At 30.3% G+C, this 20,456-nt stretch carries 17 protein-coding genes; 5 read left to right on the top strand and 12 right to left on the bottom strand.

All coding sequences use genetic code 11. The annotated features are described in order from the left end of the window. Positions 1-61: 61 nt before the first annotated feature. Genes HXZ69_RS12055 through flxA form a run of 7 tightly spaced genes read right to left on the bottom strand, consistent with a single transcriptional unit; the run spans position 62 to position 6,746 of the window. Positions 62-958, bottom strand: a complete 897-nt coding sequence (locus HXZ69_RS12055; RefSeq protein WP_286496126.1) for a dialkylrecorsinol condensing enzyme DarA — start codon at positions 956-958, stop codon at positions 62-64. Between the two features lie 50 nt (positions 959-1,008). Further along, positions 1,009-1,878 (bottom strand): lysophospholipid acyltransferase family protein, encoded by an 870-nt coding sequence (locus HXZ69_RS12050; RefSeq protein WP_286496125.1) that lies wholly within the window; start codon positions 1,876-1,878, stop codon positions 1,009-1,011. Positions 1,879-1,883: 5 nt separating this feature from the next. Continuing rightward, positions 1,884-2,132 carry a phosphopantetheine-binding protein gene (locus HXZ69_RS12045; protein ID WP_114999643.1) on the bottom strand — a complete coding sequence of 83 codons (249 nt, stop codon included), beginning with the start codon at positions 2,130-2,132 and terminating at the stop codon, positions 1,884-1,886. Between the two features lies 1 nt (position 2,133). Continuing rightward, positions 2,134-3,360 carry a beta-ketoacyl-[acyl-carrier-protein] synthase family protein gene (locus tag HXZ69_RS12040; protein WP_286496124.1) on the bottom strand — a complete coding sequence of 409 codons (1,227 nt, stop codon included), beginning with the start codon at positions 3,358-3,360 and terminating at the stop codon, positions 2,134-2,136. A 5-nt stretch (positions 3,361-3,365) separates the two neighbouring features. Next, the gene (gene flxB, locus HXZ69_RS12035; RefSeq protein ID WP_038332295.1) at positions 3,366-4,097 is read right to left on the bottom strand and encodes a flexirubin biosynthesis SDR family reductase FlxB; all 732 of its coding nucleotides are present in this window, start codon (positions 4,095-4,097) and stop codon (positions 3,366-3,368) included. A gap of 20 nt (positions 4,098-4,117) precedes the next feature. Continuing rightward, a complete protein-coding gene (locus HXZ69_RS12030) occupies positions 4,118-5,230 on the bottom strand; it encodes a WG repeat-containing protein (protein WP_286496123.1) in 1,113 nt (370 codons plus the stop codon). A gap of 10 nt (positions 5,231-5,240) precedes the next feature. Continuing rightward, complete coding sequence (gene flxA / locus HXZ69_RS12025; protein ID WP_286496122.1) at positions 5,241-6,746, bottom strand: flexirubin biosynthesis tyrosine ammonia-lyase FlxA; 1,506 nt, start codon at positions 6,744-6,746, stop codon at positions 5,241-5,243. Between the two features lie 88 nt (positions 6,747-6,834). Here flxA and HXZ69_RS12020 point away from each other — a divergent pair, with 88 nt between their 5' ends. Continuing rightward, a complete protein-coding gene (locus HXZ69_RS12020; protein WP_286496121.1) occupies positions 6,835-8,076 on the top strand; it encodes an NAD(P)/FAD-dependent oxidoreductase in 1,242 nt (413 codons plus the stop codon). 84 nt (positions 8,077-8,160) lie between these two features. After that, complete coding sequence (locus HXZ69_RS12015) at positions 8,161-9,027, top strand: cupin-like domain-containing protein (protein WP_286496120.1); 867 nt, start codon at positions 8,161-8,163, stop codon at positions 9,025-9,027. Positions 9,028-9,037: 10 nt separating this feature from the next. On the opposite strand, the gene HXZ69_RS12010 is transcribed toward HXZ69_RS12015, so the two are convergent. The 4 genes from HXZ69_RS12010 to mtaB all read right to left on the bottom strand — a co-directional run bounded on the left by HXZ69_RS12010 (position 9,038) and on the right by mtaB (position 12,910). Beyond that, positions 9,038-10,168: a carboxypeptidase-like regulatory domain-containing protein gene (locus HXZ69_RS12010; protein ID WP_280049813.1), complete on the bottom strand. Its 1,131-nt coding sequence runs from the start codon at positions 10,166-10,168 to the stop codon at positions 9,038-9,040. A 54-nt stretch (positions 10,169-10,222) separates the two neighbouring features. Continuing rightward, complete coding sequence (locus HXZ69_RS12005) at positions 10,223-10,825, bottom strand: porin family protein (RefSeq protein WP_114999523.1); 603 nt, start codon at positions 10,823-10,825, stop codon at positions 10,223-10,225. A gap of 105 nt (positions 10,826-10,930) precedes the next feature. Next, the gene (locus HXZ69_RS12000) at positions 10,931-11,461 is read right to left on the bottom strand and encodes a DUF4136 domain-containing protein (RefSeq protein ID WP_114999525.1); all 531 of its coding nucleotides are present in this window, start codon (positions 11,459-11,461) and stop codon (positions 10,931-10,933) included. Positions 11,462-11,572: 111 nt separating this feature from the next. After that, positions 11,573-12,910, bottom strand: a complete 1,338-nt coding sequence (gene mtaB, locus HXZ69_RS11995) for a tRNA (N(6)-L-threonylcarbamoyladenosine(37)-C(2))-methylthiotransferase MtaB (protein ID WP_286496119.1) — start codon at positions 12,908-12,910, stop codon at positions 11,573-11,575. A gap of 59 nt (positions 12,911-12,969) precedes the next feature. Between mtaB and HXZ69_RS11990 the strand changes: the two genes are divergently transcribed. Both HXZ69_RS11990 and HXZ69_RS11985 read left to right on the top strand, forming a co-directional pair. Continuing rightward, positions 12,970-14,553: an ABC transporter substrate-binding protein gene (locus HXZ69_RS11990; RefSeq protein ID WP_286496118.1), complete on the top strand. Its 1,584-nt coding sequence runs from the start codon at positions 12,970-12,972 to the stop codon at positions 14,551-14,553. A gap of 232 nt (positions 14,554-14,785) precedes the next feature. Further along, positions 14,786-16,369 (top strand): FMN-binding glutamate synthase family protein, encoded by a 1,584-nt coding sequence (locus tag HXZ69_RS11985; protein WP_286496116.1) that lies wholly within the window; start codon positions 14,786-14,788, stop codon positions 16,367-16,369. A 47-nt stretch (positions 16,370-16,416) separates the two neighbouring features. On the opposite strand, the gene HXZ69_RS11980 is transcribed toward HXZ69_RS11985, so the two are convergent. Further along, entirely contained in the window at positions 16,417-17,886 is a 1,470-nt protein-coding gene (locus HXZ69_RS11980) for a helix-turn-helix domain-containing protein (RefSeq protein WP_286496115.1), read from the bottom strand. 229 nt (positions 17,887-18,115) lie between these two features. Here HXZ69_RS11980 and HXZ69_RS11975 point away from each other — a divergent pair, with 229 nt between their 5' ends. Beyond that, positions 18,116-20,428: an outer membrane beta-barrel family protein gene (locus tag HXZ69_RS11975; protein WP_286496114.1), complete on the top strand. Its 2,313-nt coding sequence runs from the start codon at positions 18,116-18,118 to the stop codon at positions 20,426-20,428. Positions 20,429-20,456: the final 28 nt, after the last annotated feature.

Below are 20,456 nucleotides of genomic sequence, written 5' to 3'. Positions count from 1 at the left end.
CAACTCAAAGATAATTTGAGATCCGAAATTTACGCGCTTTTTTTACGCTTTCTTTTAACGTTTAGGACGCTAATGGTTTTTTATATTTAAAATAGTTGAACAGATAAAATATAATATATAACAAATTTACTAGTGGAGATATTATCCAAATAGCTAAAATTAAATAATAATAAAAGAATTTCAAATACTTTTCTCGCTGTTTACCTTGTTTAGAATCAATAATTTTAGACCAAACTTTAAACATACGATTCCCTTTTGTATCAACAGAAACTAAAAAAGGTTTTACCTCAACTGCTCCAGATTCAATTAAGTTTTCTTGTAGATTAGAGTAATTATTATTTTGGATTGAATTTAGAATAATTTTACCAAATCTTCTACTTTCTTGAATAGTTTTTTCACTAATTCCTGGCAAAGGCAATAAATTGAACATTCGTTTTTTAACGCCCGAAAACATCCAATTTACAATTGTCATTGCACTTACTAAATTTGGCGCATGATCGACTAATGCGATGTTTCCGACTAATTTAGACTGTCGTTCTTTCAATATTTTTTTGATTTTTTCTTGTGCCAAGAACCACATATTTCGCGAACCACTAATTGTAATTATTTTAGAATTTTCTAAAATTTGCTGTGCTTGTTTATCCTTTAAAAAAGAATTTATTGGAATAGAAGGTGATAAAAACCAAACTTGATAATACAGTAAAATTAAATCATATTTCTGATTCAAGATTTCAGTCGGAATTGGTTTAATCTTCTTTTCTTTTTGAAGAAAACTATCTGGAAAAGCATTGAAAAAAGAATAAAAATCCCACGGAAAAGGAAATTCCTCTTCCATTTCTATCTTGTATTTCGTTAAATTAATATCTTGATTTTGAACTAAATCATATGTTGTTTGATCGACAATCTCACTTAACTGTCCTGACTGAGAGTAATAAACAACTAATACGTTGCATTTCATGTAAAAGTTTAGGTTTTTTAGTGGTTTGAAAATTCATATTATGGTCTAATTTACATCCAAAAATCGAAATAATTAAACCATTGATAAGGATATTTTTTTACAATGGTTTCTAGATTGACGCAAAACTCTTTCAAAAGTGCATTTGCATCACGATGTTTGAAATTTGCTTGACGCGCATATAAGTGATAGTGTAGATTTTTTTCCTTCATTACATACACAAAAGCAACGGGCACTTTCAAGCGAGAAGCAATAGAAAATGGTCCTGCAGGAAAATTAGCTTGCTTTCCAAGAAGCACTTCTGACATCGTTTTATTTCCCTCGAAATAACGATCTCCTGTAAAACAAATTAATTCGTTTCGACTAAGCGCATTATTTATTTCGAAAATATGAGATAAATCTTCTTGAATCAAGATAAACTTTACCGAAGGTTTCTTCGAAATACTTTCTAAATATTCTTTGATAACATTTCGTTCTAAATCTGTTGTAACCAAATTAATTTGACAATCAAAGTCAATATCTGCAAAAAAATGTTCGGCCACTTCGAAATTACCAACATGTGCGCTGATTAAAATTCCGCCTTGTTTTTGATTCAATAGATTTCTTAATAATTCTATTCCATCAAATTCGTAAGTATATTTATTACGTAAACCTGCATTAATCGCTGTTTTATCAATCAAGGTTTGCCCAAAAGTATAGTAACTTTTGTAAACACTTAAAATTGATTTGAAAACCGAAAAATTTAATCGATAACGGAAGTATTCATAAATAGATTTGTTGCTACTAAAAGCCATTAAAAAATAATAAAAAGCTACAAAAATTAAGACTGAGTAAGCAGCCTTAATTCCGAGCTTTTTCATAACGTTGACAAATATTTTGTATCCCAGGACCGTTCCTTTAGAACGACCATCCCATTGTTTCATATCTGTTATTTATTCTCTAACTTTTGTTCTACAATTGCATAGAAATCTTCAAAAGTTATCATATTTTGAAAATCTTCTTTAATTAATTTCACACCGAAATTAGATTCAATGATTACCACTAAATCAACATAGTCCAAACTATCTAAATCTAAAGATTCTTTAATATTTTTTTCCTCTGAAATCACAGAAGGATCAACCTCAAATTCATCAATTAAGATAGCGTTTAATTTTTCAGCGATTTGACTTTTCACCATATTAGGAGTTAATTTTTTTAATTACTAAGGCAGAATTCGTTCCACCAAATCCAAAAGAATTCGACAAATATACATCAAATTCTTTATTTAAGGTTTCTTTAACAATGTTTAATTTAGCTGAATCTTCGTCTGCTTCTTCGAAATTAATATTTGGTGCAATAAAGTTATTCATCATCATTAAGTTAGAATAAATAATCTCACTTGCTCCTGCCATCCAACATTCGTGTCCCGTCATAGATTTTGTAGAACTTACAAAAGGTTTCGTTTTTCCAAAAACTTGGTCAATCGCTTTTGCTTCGTTTGCATCACCAACCGGCGTAGAAGTCGCATGTGCATTAATATATTGAATTTCATCTGCCGAAATTTTTGCTTGTTTCAGCGCTCTATTCATCGCAATTGCTGGTCCATCTACATTTGGCGTAGAAATGTGTCCACCATTCGACGAAAAACCATAACCCAAAACCTCAGCAATAATTGGCGCACCACGTTTTACAGCAGATTCATAACTTTCTAAAATCAATGTTGCTCCACCTCCACTCGGCACCAAACCATCACGGTTTTTGTCGAAAGGACGACAAGCTTGTGCAGGATTTGCTTCATTTTCGGAAAAAACACCTAAACCATCAAAACTTGCCATTGCATACTTATTAATCTCCTGTGCTCCTCCACAAATAATCATATTTTGCAGACCATCTTTGATCATCATATAACCTAAACCAATCGAATGCGAACCACTCGCACAAGCTGCACTAATTGTAAAATTGATTCCAGTCAACTCAAAAATCGTTGCAAGATTCATCGTTACAGTAGAATTCATTGATTTGAAAATAGCTCCAGAACCAATTAATTCTGTATCTTTTTTCTCGCGAACAATATCTATTGCATCAATAATTGCTTTCGAAACACTATCGTTTCCATATATAATTCCGACCTCGTTTGTCTTGATATATTCTTCCGTCAAACTAGCATTTTTCAACGCTTCTAAAGTTGCCATATATGCAAACTCTGTTTCTTGACCAATTGTAATTCGTTGTCTACGATTCAAAAAAGGTTTCAAATCTGGTGCTGGAACAGTTCCTGTCAAAGCAGATTTAAAGCCAAATTCTTTGCGTTCTTCATCAAAAATAATCCCTGATTTTCCTTGACGCAAAGATTCTGTTACTTCTTCTAATGATGTTCCTAAGCAAGAATAGATGCCCATTCCTGTTATTACGACTCTATGGCTCATTTTATCTAAGAATAAATTCCTCCATTTATATTAATAACTTCTCCCGTGATATAACTCGATTTTTTAGAAACCAAAAAGCTTACCAAATCGGCAACTTCTTCGGCTTTTCCAAAACGATTGGCTGGAATCAGCTTCTTTAATTCTTGTTGATCCAATTCATCTGTCATATCCGTTTCGATAAAACCTGGCGCAACAGCATTCACAGTTACATTACGTTTTGCTATTTCTTGTGCCAATGCTTTCGTCGCTCCTATCACAGCAGCTTTTGCAGCAGAATAATTGGTTTGTCCTGGCGTTCCTTTCAAACCGGAAACAGAAACTATATTGACAATTCTTCCGAATCTATTTCTCAATAAAGGATTAATAAAAAAGTGAGTTACGTTGTAAAAACCATTCAAGCTCGTATTAATCACATTTGACCAATCATCTTGTGAAATCCACATAAACAAATTATCTTTCGTAATCCCTGCATTGTTTACAATTACTTCTACAATTGCATTTGTATTTTTCTCTGTCCATTCGGTTAAAACTTGTTGTGTTTGATTTGCATCAGCCACATCAAATTTTAAAATTTCTCCTGTTCCTCCTAATGCTTCAACATCTTTCAAAGTTTCTAACGCAGCAGCTTCATTCGAATTATAATTTATCAAAAGATGATAATCATGTTCTTCTGCAATTTTCAAACAAATTGCTTTTCCAATTCCACGCGAACCACCAGTTACAATTGCACATTTCATGCTTTATAAAATCTATTTTTTTAATCATTAAAAAGTTCAGCATTATCAAACCATTGATCTGCTAATACATTTCCATTCTCATCAAGAAAAGCCCACTTTCCTTGCTTCTTTACTCGAGCTAATTTACCATTGAACCCTTTATCTCTTTGTGAAAATCCGAAACTTACAGAGATGTCATACAAAGCAGGAATGACTAATTTACCTTCTTTATTGACAAATCCCCATTTACTACCTTCTTTTACAGGAGCTAATCCTATTTCACTAAAAACTTCTGCATTATTATATTTTGGTTGAATAACGACTTCTCCTTGTTCATTAATAAATCCCCATTTGCCTTTATCTTCAATAGGAGCTAACCCATTAGAAAATGATTTTGCATTAGAAAAAATAGGTGTTATTATCCACTCTCCTTTTTTATTTATAAAACCAAACTTATGATTTTTTCGAGCAAAAGTGTATGAAGCAGAGTTAAAATTCCCTATAAAATCTACTCCTTCTATAGCTATAAATTGATTATTAGAAACAATTCCAAAATCAGTTCCCTTTTTTGCCCAAACAACATCTTGATTAAATTCTCCAACATCATCATATTCTAAGTTGACAACCAAATTTCCTTTTGTATCAATTACACCCCACTTTTTGTTCAAAGCTACTTTCGTATATCCATTTATAAAAGTCCTAATAACATGATATGCTGGCTCAACAAGTACATTTCCATTATAGTCAATTAAACCGACCAAATCTCCTTTTCGGATAAATGCAACTCCTTCATTAAAGTCATATATTTTATCGGTTAAAGGATAATTTTGTTGTTCACCTTTTGTATTAACGTATGTCCATTTTTTATCAATCTCAACCATTGCTATTCCTGAATTAAACTTCTTTGCATTGGAATAAATAGGTTCTATTACCCACTGATTTTCTTTATTAATAAATCCCCAAAGATTTCCTTTTTTAATTGCAGCAAGTCCTTCTGAAAATTCCTTTGCGTCAGAATATTGAGGTTCTATTAAATATTGTCCATTTTCACCAATAAATCCAATTTTATTTTTTGTTTTTACTAATGCTAATTTCTGTGCAGATAATATTCCAAAAGAGACAGTTAAAAATGATAATAAAAGGTATTTTTTCATCAATATATTTTTAAAATTTTAGTAAATATTTTTTAACTTCCTTAAGATAAGGATAAATCACCTCATCTTCTTTAAATACAGGAACAATTTTACGAATCGAATCATAAAATGCTTTTCCTTTTGAAGATAATTTATCTTGTATTTGTAAAAATTCTATCGCTTGCGTTACAGCCATACTCTGAACCGTCAACACTTCGAACGTATTATCAATCACTTTTGCACAAATCGTAGCCGCATTTGTCCCCATACTCACAATATCTTGATTATCATTATTGTTTGGAATACTATGCACATACATTGACGTAGAAAGTGTTTGATTTTCAGCTGTTGTAGAAGTCGCCGTAAATTGAGCAGCTTGCAAACCGAAATTAAAACCAAGCGTTCCTAAATTAACAAAAGGTGGTAAAATATTATTGATTTTTGGATTGACTAAATAGTTTAATTGACGTTCACTAAGCATTGATAGACGCGTAACAGCCAATTTTAATTTATCCAATTCTAATGAAACATAATCGCCATGAAAATTTCCTCCATGATGAACAGTTTGATTTTCAACATCAATAATTGGATTATCACTCGCCGAATTTATTTCATTTTCTAATACTTCTTTCGCGGCATTCCAAGTATCATAAATTGGTCCTAAAATCTGAGGAACACAACGCAACGAATAATATTCTTGTACTTTTTCTTCAAAAATTTTCTCAGTACGTTCTTGATATAATTCGTCTGCACGTTTTTTGACTAATTTGCTATCATTCAAAAAATCGGTCATTTTATTCGCCACATAACGTTGACCAACATGTTGTTTAGCCTCGTTCAACGGTTTTGAATAGTGATCATCAAAAGATTGTACAATTTCATTCATCATCGAGCTTAACGTAATCGAAAGATTAATTAATTGATTAACTTTAATCAAATTTACCATTCCAATTCCCGTCATTACCGAAGTTCCGTTCATAATTGATAAACCTTCGCGAATATGAACTTCTATTGGTTGAAGATTTTCAAGTTTAAACACTTCTTTCGTCGATTTGATTTCTCCTTTATAAAAAACTTCTCCTTCTCCAATTAATGTCAAAGCCAAATGCGCCAATTGAACCAGATCTCCACTAGCACCAACGCTTCCATGTTGATAAATGACAGGTAAAATATCACGGTTTACTAATTCTTGCATCAATACTAAAACTGAAGGATGAATCCCAGAATATCCCAACGAAAGCGTATTAAAACGTGCAATAACCGCAGCTTTTGTTTGGTTTAACGTCAACGGTTCTCCAATTCCTGTACAATGACTTCTGATTAGATTATATTGAAGCTGAATTGTATTTTCATCCTCAATACGATATTGTGCCATTGGTCCAAAACCTGTATTTACGCCGTAAATTATTTTATTTTTTGAAAATTCTTTTAAAAATTTAAAACTATTCTCTACACGATCAAATGTTGATTTATCAAGCAATAATTTTTTATTCTTAAAAAGTATGTTTTCTATAGTGTCAATTGTTAATTTTGTCATGTTATTGATTAGGTAAAAGATTTATCGATTTTGGTTATTTACTCCCTCAATCAGTTGCAAAAATAATTAAAAAACTATACAAAAAGTCATGATTGAAAATACAGATGTTTTAATCATTGGTGCAGGACCTTCGGGATCGGTTGCAGCAGCCTATTTAAGAGAAAAAAACATTAAAGTTATTGTTTTAGAAAAAACTCAATTTCCGAGAATTGTTGTTGGTGAAAGTTTGATACCTCGCTCTATGGATCATTTTGAAGAAGCTGGATTGTTACCTTATTTAGAGAAACAAAATTTCGAAGTAAAACCTGGTGCGAGATTTATTCGAGGCGAACAAATTTGTATTTTCGATTTCAGTAAAAAGTTTGGGAAAGGACAAGATTGGACTTGGCAAGTTCCGCGTGCTGATTTCGACATGACTTTAGCTGATGCAATTATAGACAAAGGTGCAGATTTGCGTTTTAATGAAGAAGTAATTGATGTTCAATTTGAAGGAAAAAAATCGATTACAACTGTAAAAAAACAAAATGGAGAAACGTATCAAATCAATGCAAAATTTTTGATTGATGCGAGTGGATATGGACGCGTTTTACCACGATTATTAAATATTGATAGTCCATCAAAACTAAATCCACATTCAGCAATTTTCACACATATTAATGATGTTCGTCGCTCTGAAGGTCAAGAAAGAACGCAGATTTCTTTTGATATTATTGAAACGAAAGTTTGGTTGTGGGTAATTCCTTTTTCGAATGGAAAAACAAGTGTAGGGATCGTTGGCCCAACAGATTATATCAATCAATTATCAACCAATCAAGATACAATAGAAGCTTTGCAAAATGCAATTCAAAAATCCGATTTTTACGTCAATCGTTTTGGTGATTTACCATTTGAATTTAACCCAATTTGGTTAAAAAATTATTCCGCTGCGGTGACTAAAATGTATGGAGATGGTTATGTTTTGACAGGAAATAGTACCGAGTTTTTAGACCCTGTTTTCTCTTCTGGTGTTTGTTTCGCAACAGAAAGTGGTTTGAAAGCTGCTAAACTTGCTATTAAAGAAATAAATGGCGAAAAAGTAGACTGGCAGACAGATTACGAAGATTATATGAAAGAAGGTATCGATGTTTTCACCACTTATGTGCAAGAATGGTACACAGGAAATTTGCAAGAATTATTTTTCCATCAACCTGAAAATCCTGATGTCAAAGAAAAAATTTGTGCTGTTTTAGCAGGATACGTTTGGAACAAAGAAAATCCATTTGTAAAAAAACACAATAGTGTAATTCGGAATATGGCGTATCTGATTCGAATGGTTAAAGAAACAGAATAAATGAAAAGTCAACAATATGTTGGCTTTTTTGTTTTTAATTCAGATAGATTCTCTATTTTTGAGTAATCCAATACTTTAAAACGCATGCAATTTCAGACTATTGATACAGTTGAATCAATTTCGAAAGAAGATTTCATCAAAAATTATCTCAAAAAAAGGAAACCTTTGTTATTGAAAGGTTATGCAAAGAATTGGAAAGATTTTGACAAATGGAATCTCGATTATATCAAAGAAAAAGCTGGAGAACAAATTGTACCTTTATACGATAGCAAACCTGCTGACGCTAACAAAAGTTCGGACACTCCTGCTACACATATGAAGTTTAATGAATATGTGGATTTAATCAAAAAAGAACCCTCTGATTTGAGAATTTTCTTTTTTATCATCAAAGATAAAATTCCCGAATTACTCAAAAATTTCACTTATCCTGATCTAGGTTTAAAATATTTTGAACGTTTGCCTACACTATTTTTTGGAGGAAGTGAAGCTAAAGTTTTGATGCATTATGATGTCGATATGACGGATTTCATTCATTTTCAGTTCCAAGGTGATAAACGAATTTTGTTGTTTGATTCAAAACAATCCAAAGCTTTATATAAAGTTCCACTTTCGGTACATACAATTTACGAAATTGATTATGATCATCCCGATTACGAAAAATTCCCAGCTTTGAAACACGCAAAAGGTTTTGATTTTGTCATGAATCATGGCGATGCTTTATTTATCCCACGTGGTTATTGGCATTATAATCGTTATTTAGAAGCAGGATTTTCAATGTCTTTACGCGCCTTTCCTAATGAGTTTTTTCAAGTGATGAATACCATTTATCATGTATTTATTATGCGCTATACAGATAAGTTAATGCGCAAGATTTTTCAACTAAAATGGATTCATTTTAAAGAAAAATGGGCTATAAAGAAAAGCCATCGTTATTATGGAATTAAGAAATAGGTTTTAAATATTACTCAATTTTATAATCCATAGGAACCATGTTTGCTATTTTTTCCCAGCTCCAATATCCTTCAACAACCAAATTAGCAGGATGGTAATATGTACCATTTTCTTCAATTTTTAATAAATCGCTTTTTATAGCGAAAATAGAAAGTTGGTTCGAAATATATTTTGCACCATTCTGTTTTGCATAGTCCAAATCCTCTTTTTCATTTTTGTATTCAACTGAATATAATCCTTTAAAATTAAGATACTGATTATTATTATCAACGATTTTCAAACTATCAGATGGAACTTTTTGATTAACTAAGTAAGTAATTATTTTTGGAGGAACTTTACCTTCAATTCTACCTCCTAACAAAGTTTCTTCTTTAAATTTTATGTATTCAGGATTATCCTTGCGAATCAATCGTTTTATATCATATCCTTCTTCCTCAATTTTATTCTCATAAACTGCTTTCATAAAATGAGTAATACTTCCTAAATAAGATTTACGACGATTTTCTTGCCATTTTTTTTCTTTAGAAGCTGATGATTTTAACTCAGTAAAAAGTGCTGTTCCAAGAGTTAAGACATAATTTGACTTAAAATCAACATTAAAATCAACCAAGTCATACTCGATTTTATAACCTAAGTAATTGTTTGTAATGATTAAAGGATTTCTAGAAGTAGCAGATAATTGTCGTGTATTTTTATCATATTTAAACCTTAAGTCTTTCGAATTTTCTATTTTGCATTTTTTTGCAGCTTCATTACTTCCCAAAAACAATTTCAAAAAAGTCTGATAATAATACAACCAATCTTCTTTAGATATTGCTTGAACAACTGTTTCTTGCAACGCTACCACTTCAGGTTCTAAAACTACTTTATAAAATGTAATTTGATTTGTATTAACATTCAAAATATAATTTTCAAACAAACTTGCACGAACAATTAAGTTATATTGTCCATTAGGAAGACTTAGTTCAAATTCACCTTTTTCGTTCGTTTTTGATTTAATCGTAGAATTATCGACATAGATTTCAGCATTAATAATTGGAAGCGATTTTTCATCAATCACTTTTCCTTTAATTGTATTTTGTGCAAATAGATTACTACTAATTAAGAAAAAACCTAAAATAATAATTTGTTTAAAATTCATTGACTAAATTTTAAAACAAGATAATAAAAAAACCGCTATAAAGCGGTTTTGAATTTATTTGAAGAAATATGTAATTCCTAAAGTTAAAAATGATGAACGATTTGTTCCATTATCCCAACGTTTATAGTCGTAAGTATCTATTAAACCATATTGATAGCGTAAATTAATTTCGTATTTTCTATCAATAGAATAACCTCCACCGATATTAAAAGCTAAATCAAACGATTTTGGAACATTATTTTCTCTTTCAGGTTCATTTTCATCAAATTTTTCTGATACTTTGAAACCTAATTGAGGACCACCTTCAACGAAGAAATCTTTTCCTTGATCATCAAAATAGTATTTATACATAATTGGAATATTGATATAATTTAAGAAAGCTTTGTATTTCTCTCCACCTTCTTTATATAACGAATATTCACCTTGAGTAGTATATAAAACTTCAGCTTGTAAATAATGATTTTCGTTTCGAGTAGTTAATTGATATTTTGCAACTCCTCCAACTAAAAATCCAACTCTCTCTTTAGAAACTCCATGAACAATAGTTGTGTTACTAAGTCCAACACCTCCTTTAACTCCAAATTCGATTTGAGCAAAAGAAAAAGTAGATAAACTTAAAAGAAATAAACTTAATAGATTGGTTTTTAAATTTTTCATAAGTTATTGTATAATTTTAACAAAATTAAAGCTTTTTTTAATACAAACTTCATTTCATAAAAAAAGCTCTCCAAATGAAGAACTTTCTATATTATTTTCGAAAATTTATTTTTTTGGTTGAGGAGGAAATTTAGCAAGAATTTCTTCAATTGCTTTCGGGATTCTTTCCGCTTTAGCACTGATATTACTCAAATTAAGATCAGAACCAACACCTTGCCAAACCAATATATTACGTTTATCATCAATAATGTCTATTACAATTGTTCCTGCTTGATAAGAAGAAACGCTATTTCCGCCGTAATATCCGCCATAGTAACCATAAGGACCGTAGCCCCAATTGTTATTATTTACAGAAACTTGTTCTTTAGAACTTGTCAATAAATTAATAACTAAGTCTGCATCAGAACTTACTTTTGTAAATCCTTTTGTAGCCATTTGTGCATCAATTGCTTTAATTAGTCGATTCTTATCCAAATCGTTAACCTTTAACTTATCTAATCCTTTTTGGTGAAAAGTATAAGTTTTATATGAAGCAAAATTTGTTGATCTGTCGTAATCTGTACTTACTTGAACTGTTCCACAGCTTGTTACAAATAATGACAACAAAATTATAAAAGTAAAGTGTATAATTTTCATGACCTTGATTTTTTATTTAAAACTACAATTATTATTCCTAAATGTAAAGGTAAATCAAAAAAAAAAGAAGCTCAAAATACATGAACTTCTTTTTAACTAATATTTACAATTTTATTTTGCTAATTCTAACTCTTGAATTTTCACTTCAACAATTCCATTGTGATTGATTCTAACCAAATCTACAATTTGCGTTTCGTTGACTAATTCAGGATTAAAATCTGTCTGAACTTTTACATAATTTTCTGTAAAACCAAACATTTTCCCGTCTTTATTATCATGTTCCCAAAGCACTTTTTGAGTAGAATTTAATTGAGACTGATAAAAAGCTTGACGTTTTTTCTCTGATAAAATTCGTAACATTTTATTACGACGTTTACGTTCTCCTTGATCTACAACTCCTTCAAATTCGATCGCTTCTGTATTATCACGCTCCGAATAAGTAAATACATGTAAATAGCTAATTGGTAATTCGTTTAAGAAATTATATGTTTCCATAAACAATTCTTCTGTTTCTCCTGGAAAACCAACAATTACATCTACACCAATACACGCATTTGGCATCACTTCGCGAATTATTGTTACACGATCTAAATAAAGATTAGATAAATAACGACGTTTCATTTTCTTCAAAATCTCATCGCTACCAGATTGTAATGGAATATGGAAATGCGGAACAAATCGATTACTTTTTGAAACAAAATCAATTGTTTCATTTTTTAATAAATTTGGTTCAATCGAAGAAATTCTGATTCGTTCTATCGCATCAACTTGATCTAATTCTTGTACCAATTCCAAGAAAGTATGTTCGTGTTTTTTATTCCCGAATTCACCTTTACCGTAATCACCAATATTTACACCCGTTAATACAATTTCTTTGATTCCTTTTTGTGCAATTTCATTCGCATTTTTGATAACATTTTCTACTGTATCTGAACGCGAAATTCCACGAGCCAAAGGAATTGTACAATACGTACATTTGTAGTCGCAACCATCTTGCACTTTCAAAAAAGCACGCGTACGATCACCGATTGAGTATGAACCAACGTAAAAATCGGCTTCTTCAATCTCACAAGAATGTACAATTGTTTCTTCTTTTTTATTGATATCGTCTAAATATTCAGCAATATTAAATTTTTCTGCAGCTCCTAAAACCAAATCAACACCTTCCATTTCCGCTATTTCTTGCGGTTTCAACTGCGCATAACAACCTACAACGACAACAAAACCTTCTGGATTTGCTTTCATTGCATTTTTCACAATCGTTCTGCACTCTTTGTCTGCATTTGCGGTTACCGAACATGTATTTATCACGTACACATTCGCAGAATCTGTAAACTCAACCTTCTGATATCCATTATCTTTCAAGTTTCTTGCGATCGTCGAAGTTTCAGAAAAATTAAGTTTACATCCCAATGTATGAAATGCAACTGTTTTAGTTTGATTATTCATAGCTGCAAATTTAAGAAATTATCCATAGTTTTGAAACATAAATAAATCAGCTATTCAAAATGACTAAATACTTTATCTACATTATGTTATTCGTTTCAATATTTTCGTGTTCTAAGAAAATTGAAATCGATGAAAACAAAGTATTTAAATTAAATCGTTACGATAATATTTCTTCTTTAGATCCTATCAATGCACGTACACAAGCCAATAATTGGGCATGCAATTTAATGTACAATAGTTTAGTGAAGATTGATAACGAACTAGAAATTCAGCCAGATATTGCAAAATCTTGGACAATTTCTGAAGATGGAAAAACGTATTCTTTTACTTTGAGAAATGATGTTTTTTTTCATAAACATGAAGCTTTCGGAAAAGATTCGACTCGAATTGTAACGGCTTCAGATTTCGAGTATAGTTTTAATCGTTTAAAAGATCCGAAAGCTGGAGGTTCTGGAGGTTGGATTATGAATAATATTGATTCATATAAAGCGATAAATGATACACTTTTTGAAATTAAATTAAAAGAGGCTTATCCTGCATTTTTAGGATTAATTTCGATGAAATATGCTTCGGTTGTTCCGAAAGAATTATTCAAAAATGGAAACGATGAATTCTTGAAACATCCAATTGGTACAGGCCCTTTTCAATTTAAGATTTGGGAAGATAATGTGAAAATGGTTTTTAGAAAAAATCCAAAGTATTTCGAGTTTGATGAAAAAGGACAACGTTTACCATATTTAGAAGCGGTTAATTTATCATTTTTACCAGAGAAAAATTCAGAATTTTTAGAATTAATCAAAGGTAATTTGGATATGATGGCAGATTTGGATCCTTCTTATAAAGATGAAATTTTAAATCCAATCGGAGATTTGAATCCAAAATATTCAAATATTTTAACGATTCAAAAAGTTCCTTATTTAAGTACCGTTTATTTATGTTTTTATCTTGATGCGCCCAATGCAGTTGATTTGAAATTGCGTCAAGCATTAAATTATGGAGTTGATAAAAACAAAATCATCAAATATATGATGAAAGGTCAAGCTTTTGAAGCAGATGGAGGTTTCATTCCGAAAGGTTTACCAGGTTATTCGCCAGAAAGTGGTTACAAATATTCTCCCGAAAAAGCACGTGAACTAATCAATAGCTATAAAAAAACGAACGAAAAAATTGTACCAATCGAGCTGACAACTGTGCAAGAATATGTAGATGTTTGTGAATATATTGCGGCAGAAATGGCAAAATTAGGCTTACCAATAAAAGTGAATGTTGTACCTGGACCAACGATGCGCGATGGAAAAGCAACGGGAAAATTTACGTTGTTCCGCGCAAATTGGGGAGCAGATTATCCAGATGCCGAAAACTTTTTGTCTTTATATTATTCGAAAAACTTTGCGCCAGAAGGTCCAAATTATTCACATTACAAAAATGGTGAATTTGATAAAATGTACGAACAAGCATTTTTGACCAATAATCTAGACGAACGTGCCAAAATTTATCAAAAAATGGATGCATTGATGATGCAAAACGCTCCAATTTTGCCATTATTTTATGATCAAACAACGTTATTTTTGAATAAAAAAGTTAAGAATTTTTCGATGGGACCAATCAAATTATTGGATTTAACGAGAGTTTACAAAGAATAATTCTTTTGACATTTCTCAAAAAGTTTGAACATCTTTTAAAAAAATCTAAATAATATTTCATTTTATTTCACGACATTAGATAATTGTTAACTTATTTGAAATAATGGGTTTTCTCTAACGTTTGAAATCAACAATTTAAAAGAAATTATTTCAGAAATATAGGCGTTAAACCGAGTTTTTTTAGATATATTTGACACCAAATTTTTAATCAAAATCATTTAAATTTTTACTTATGAAAGTAAGACAACTTTTCGTAGTAGGATCTATCGTTACTCTTGTTGCAATTGGAGTAATCTCTTATTTTTGGCCAGGTATCTTATGGTCTTTAATAATTATTCTTCCTTTGATTGCTTTAGGATTTGCAGATATCTCGCAAACAAAACACGCTATCAGAAGAAACTTTCCAATTATTGGACATGGACGTTATTTGTTAGAAAGTATTCGTCCAGAAATTATGCAATACTTTGTTGAAACGGATACTGAAGGGAAACCTATTGACCGTTTGATGCGTAGTATGGTGTATCGTCGTGCAAAAAATGTAATTGACACAGTTCCTTTTGGGACGCAATTAGATGTTTATGAACCAGGATATGAGTGGTTAAATCACTCGATGTATGCAGGAAAAATCAAACATGCTGATGATCCACGTGTAAAAGTTGGTGGAAGTGAATGTAAACAACCTTATTTAGCAAGTTTATTAAACATTTCTGCAATGTCTTTCGGTTCGTTAAGTGAAAATGCTGTATTAGCGATGAACAAAGGTGCTAAATTAGGAAATTTTGCGCACAATACAGGTGAAGGGGGAATTTCTCCATATCACTTACAGCCAGGTGGAGATTTGATTTGGCAAATTGGTACAGGATATTTTGGTTGTCGTGCTACTGATGGTGGTTTCGATCCAGATAAGTACGTAGAACGCGCTACTTTACCAAATGTAAAAATGATTGAGTTGAAAATTTCTCAAGGTGCAAAACCAGGTCACGGAGGAATTTTACCAGCAAATAAAAATACTCCAGAAATCGCTAAGATTCGTGCTGTAGAACCATATACAACTGTTGATTCTCCTCCATCTCACTCAGCTTTCTCTGATGCAGAAGGAATGTTACATTTCATCAAACAATTAAGAGAATTATCAGGTGGAAAACCAGTTGGATTTAAATTGTGTATTGGGATTAAACGTGAGTTTATCGAGATTTGTGAAGCAATGATTAAAACGGGTATCAAACCAGATTATATTGCAATTGACGGTGGTGAAGGAGGAACTGGAGCTGCTCCTGTAGAGTTTTCAAACTCTTTAGGTATGCCTTTGTTAGATGGTTTAGCTTTTGCAGTTGATACTTTACGTGGTTATGGTCTTAAAAAAGATATTCGTGTTGTAGCTTCTGGAAAAATTATTTCTTCTTTCCACATTGCTCGTGCAATGGCTATTGGTGCGGATTTAGTTTATTCGGCTCGTGCAATGATGATGGCTGTAGGATGTATCCAAGCATTACAATGTAATACAAATACATGTCCTGTTGGTGTTGCGACGCAAGATCGTGAATTAATGAAAGGTTTAGACGTAGAAGATAAAGCAACTCGTATGTATAATTTCCACAAGAAAACAATGCATATTTTATCTGAGTTAATTTCTGCAACAGGTGTTAAATCTCACAGAGATTTCAATCGTTATCACGTAAATTTACGTATCGACAATACACGTATTATGTCTTACGATCAATTATACCCAATTGTAGAAGAAGGTGCATATGTAGGAATGTCTGTAGAAGATGTTTTACAAGAAATTAGAATTCGTACATTAAGTAAAGTCAATTAATCAATTTCATATAATAGTAAAAAAGCAATCCAATTGGATTGCTTTTTTTATTCAAGAATATTCCGTAAATATTGAGACGGACGAAAACCTGTATGTTCCAAAAAAGCATCTGAAAAAGTCTTTCTCGAATTAAAACCTGTTTCTTCTGCCAACGCATCAATTGTGTATTTTTTGAGATTTGGCTCATTTTCAATTCGTTTCAAAAGATGATTAATTCTCAATTCATTGATATATTGGTTAAAATTTTTCGATCTCGAACGATTAATATAATTTGACACAATTGTTCGATTGGCGTTCAATTCTAGAACCAAATCATTCAACGAAAATTTTGGATTTAGAAATAACTTTTGTTCTTCAAATAATTGCAAACTTTGTTCGAAATCTTCATCAATTTCAACTTCGAATTTTGTTTTTTCTAATTGATTTTCTTCCTTAATATCTAACTCAAGTATTGTTATTTCATCAAGACATTTTTGTAAATAATTCTTCTTTTTTTGATGTTTTTGATTCATTTTATAAAAAACAATTCCACCAAAAAATAGAATTACTACTAAACCAAAAAATGAAGATCTTTTGAAGTTTTGATTCTTTTCTTTCAATAAATTTCGTTCAGTTTTCAGGAATGTATTTTCATATTTCTCGAGATTTGGTTTCAAAACAGTATGATCAGCCACATAAAATAAACTATCAAAAGACAATAAATTATTTACAGATAATAATTTATCTCGACTATTTCCATATTTCTCGTTGTATTCAACTACTCGTTCATAAGAAAGTCGCAGTTCTTCATCAAGAATTTTATATTGTTTTGAGAATTCCACAACATTTTCAAAATATTGGATTGCTTCTCTATTTCGCTTTTGTTGATATAAAATTTCACCTAAAAATTGCTCCGAAATCACATACCATTTGATATCATTTTGCTTCCAGAAAGCTTGTTGTGCTTTTTTCAATGTATTAAATGCCGAATTATAATCTTTTTTGTAGAAATCAATAATTCCTTTATTCTTCAAAGCATATTGATAATTTACCGTATCAACCGTTTCAGATAATTCAATTTTGTTGTAATAATCACTTTTGTTCAGATGATTTGTTTTGCTATATAAATAAGACAATTTCCCAAGAATGGAAAGATAAATGCTGAACGATTTTGGTTGCTGTTTATGCTTTTCGAAATATGATAAAGAAGTTTCGTATAACACTATAGATTCCTTGATTTCATGTAAGTTTTCTTTTGTTTTCGCAATTCCAACAAGCGAAGAATAAAATGTAAAATCATCTTTTATTTCAGTTGATAGTTGTTTCGAAATGGTGAAATTTTTCAATGCATTATTGTAATTACGTTGCTCCAAAAAATAATTTCCTTTTTCGATATAAGCTTCACTCAACACAACTTTATCATTCAATCGATAAGCTGTTGAAATCGTTGAATCAATAATTCGAAGATTTTCTTCAACCAAATCATTATTTTTTTGACGCAAAAATTCAGCTTTATCTTTTTGTGTTTTTCCAAACATATTTACTGAACTGAATATGAATAGAATAACTATAATAAATTTAAGAAACCTATTTCCCGAAATCATAAAACGTAACATATTGTATTTCTTTAATTTAAATAATATTGTAAACAATTATCATTTGACACCAAGTTGATAAAAAACATTTAAAAATATAAATTAAAATTGTTCAAACAAAAATTTTACTTCCTCTAAATGTAAGTAAAACAATAATCAACACAATTTTATTATGAAGTTTCTACAATTAATTCTCATTTTGATTAGCTCTTTTGCTTTTGCACAAGAAAAATATTCGATTACAGGCTATATTTCATCAGAAAAAGAGTCAAAAACAATTCACGCAAAAGTTATTTTATACGATGAATTTCAAAATGTTATTCAAACAATTGAAACTGAAAATTCTAAATTTAACTTTGAAAATTTAGAACCTAAAATCTATTTAATTTCTGTTATTTATGACAATAATATTCAAGATGAAGAACCTTTTTATTTAAACGAAAATAAAACATTTCACTTAAATATTGATGAAACTGTACAAATTGATGAAGTTATAATCAATGGAAAAAAAGAAACTTTCAAAATAGAAAATGGCAATTATAATATTGATGTCGCCAATTCAAATTTTAATAAACTTGCTACAACTAAAGAATTATTTTCAAAATTACCAAGCGTCATGTTAGGCGCAGATCAAGAAACATTGACGATTATTGGAAAAGGAAATCCTTTGTTGTATTTGGACGATCAACAAGTTGATTTTTCTACCATTTCGAGTTTAGCAATTGAGGACATAAAATCGATTGAAATTATCAAAAACCCTTCTGCTAAATATGAAGCAAATGGAAAATCTATCGTAAAAATTAATCTAAAGAAAAGTAAAAAAGAAGGTTTAAAATTGACTTTGCAAGAAACATTATCTTTCAAAAGAAAGTTTAATAATTATTTCAATTCGACTTTTCAAATTCGTAAAAATAAAAGCGAATTTAAACTGAACGCATCTTATAATCAACTAAATCCGTGGGAAGGAAATGGATTCGATTATCGCATAAAAGACAAAAATATTCAGTCCAATTATTTCATAAAATCGCAAACTAAACGTCCACATTTTATTGTAAACACAAGCTTTTTTCAGGAATTAAATGAATCTGGAGATTATTTTTCGTTTGCTATTAATTCAAATTTTAGAAAAGATAAAGGTTTGCTTGATACCAAAACAGAATATACCGAAAACAATGAAAATCAATCTATTTTAACGTTAAATGATAATGAAAATCATCGAAATTTTGTGAATACTTTGGTGAATTACAATAAAAATATTCAATCAATTGACGCAAGTATTTTAACAGGATTACAATACACGATTTATAATACAGGAACAACATATGATTTTTATAATAAGATTAATGAGAATGATGTCGAATACAATCAATCGCGCTATCAAAAATATCGTCTTAAGGTTTTTGCAGGAAAATTTGATGTAGAGAAAAAGTTTGAATCTGATCAAAAAATTGAATTTGGAGGACGTTTTACACACGCTAAATCTGAGACGAATAATGAAACATTTTTTCCTCAACAATCATCAGAAGAATTTCTTTATAATTTCAAAGAACTGAATCTTTCCGCCTATTTGCAATACACTAAAAATTATGAAAAATGGAATTATAAAGCTGGATTAAGAACAGAAACGACTAATTCTAAAGGTCTTGATGAAATAAAACAACTTTCGGATATTGATAAAAAATACATCGATTGGTTTCCGAATGCAGAAATTAATTACACTTTTGATAATAAAAATGCGTTAACAATTTACTATAAACGTACGATTGACAGACCGAATTACAGCAATCTTTCTTCTGGGAATTTGTACGGAAGTCCTTATATCGAATACAGTGGAAATTTTAATATTTTACCTACTTACACCGACACATTTTCAGCGAATTATTCATTAAAAAAATGGAACATGAATGTGACGTATTATCAAAGTAAAAATCCGATGAATTATACATTAATTTATAATGATGTGAGAAATATTTCAACATTTACAACGATTAATTTCGAAAAAGAAAAAAACATTTCTGTTGCTTTGGATGTTCCATTCGAATATAAATTTTGGTCAACACAAATTAGTTTAGCTATAATTTATAGTAAAATAATTGATGAAAAAGCTGTGTTAAAAAAATCGATTCCGTATATCTATTTATACTCTAATCACAATTTCAAATTGGGAAAAGATTTCAACTTTATGGTTGATGGATATTGGTTAAGCAAACGAACTGAAGGAATTTATGATCGAAATTCTCAAGTTATCGTTAATCTTGGATTGACAAAATCATACAAAAACTTTGATTTTTCTATTCGTTTCAATGATTTATTCAAACAAATGAAATTTAGCGAAACACTGAATTATGATAAAATAAGTTCTAAAAATCTATTTTTAGTCGATTATCAAGAACTATCAGTTAGTGTTAAATATAATTTTGGCCGATTGAATAAAACCATCTCGAAAGAGAATAAAGTAAATGAAGAGGAAGGGAGAATTAGGTAATCTCAACTTATAAACCAAAAAAGCCATT

Origin of the sequence: Empedobacter sp. R132-2, from assembly GCF_030324375.1 — a bacterium.
GTDB classification, from domain to species: domain Bacteria; phylum Bacteroidota; class Bacteroidia; order Flavobacteriales; family Weeksellaceae; genus Empedobacter; species Empedobacter falsenii_B.
Note: the sequence above shows the minus strand (reverse complement) of the source record. Positions and strands in the feature narration are given on the sequence as shown.

Coding starts and splice junctions, on each gene's coding strand:
- HXZ69_RS12055 (WP_286496126.1), bottom strand. CDS start 958: ATGAAATGCAACGTATTAGTTGTTTATTACTCTCAGTCAGGACAGTTA.
- HXZ69_RS12050 (WP_286496125.1), bottom strand. CDS start 1,878: ATGAAACAATGGGATGGTCGTTCTAAAGGAACGGTCCTGGGATACAAA.
- HXZ69_RS12045 (WP_114999643.1), bottom strand. CDS start 2,132: ATGGTGAAAAGTCAAATCGCTGAAAAATTAAACGCTATCTTAATTGAT.
- HXZ69_RS12040 (WP_286496124.1), bottom strand. CDS start 3,360: ATGAGCCATAGAGTCGTAATAACAGGAATGGGCATCTATTCTTGCTTA.
- flxB (WP_038332295.1), bottom strand. CDS start 4,097: ATGAAATGTGCAATTGTAACTGGTGGTTCGCGTGGAATTGGAAAAGCA.
- HXZ69_RS12030 (WP_286496123.1), bottom strand. CDS start 5,230: ATGAAAAAATACCTTTTATTATCATTTTTAACTGTCTCTTTTGGAATA.
- flxA (WP_286496122.1), bottom strand. CDS start 6,746: ATGACAAAATTAACAATTGACACTATAGAAAACATACTTTTTAAGAAT.
- HXZ69_RS12020 (WP_286496121.1), top strand. CDS start 6,835: ATGATTGAAAATACAGATGTTTTAATCATTGGTGCAGGACCTTCGGGA.
- HXZ69_RS12015 (WP_286496120.1), top strand. CDS start 8,161: ATGCAATTTCAGACTATTGATACAGTTGAATCAATTTCGAAAGAAGAT.
- HXZ69_RS12010 (WP_280049813.1), bottom strand. CDS start 10,168: ATGAATTTTAAACAAATTATTATTTTAGGTTTTTTCTTAATTAGTAGT.
- HXZ69_RS12005 (WP_114999523.1), bottom strand. CDS start 10,825: ATGAAAAATTTAAAAACCAATCTATTAAGTTTATTTCTTTTAAGTTTA.
- HXZ69_RS12000 (WP_114999525.1), bottom strand. CDS start 11,461: ATGAAAATTATACACTTTACTTTTATAATTTTGTTGTCATTATTTGTA.
- mtaB (WP_286496119.1), bottom strand. CDS start 12,910: ATGAATAATCAAACTAAAACAGTTGCATTTCATACATTGGGATGTAAA.
- HXZ69_RS11990 (WP_286496118.1), top strand. CDS start 12,970: ATGACTAAATACTTTATCTACATTATGTTATTCGTTTCAATATTTTCG.
- HXZ69_RS11985 (WP_286496116.1), top strand. CDS start 14,786: ATGAAAGTAAGACAACTTTTCGTAGTAGGATCTATCGTTACTCTTGTT.
- HXZ69_RS11980 (WP_286496115.1), bottom strand. CDS start 17,886: ATGTTTGGAAAAACACAAAAAGATAAAGCTGAATTTTTGCGTCAAAAA.
- HXZ69_RS11975 (WP_286496114.1), top strand. CDS start 18,116: ATGAAGTTTCTACAATTAATTCTCATTTTGATTAGCTCTTTTGCTTTT.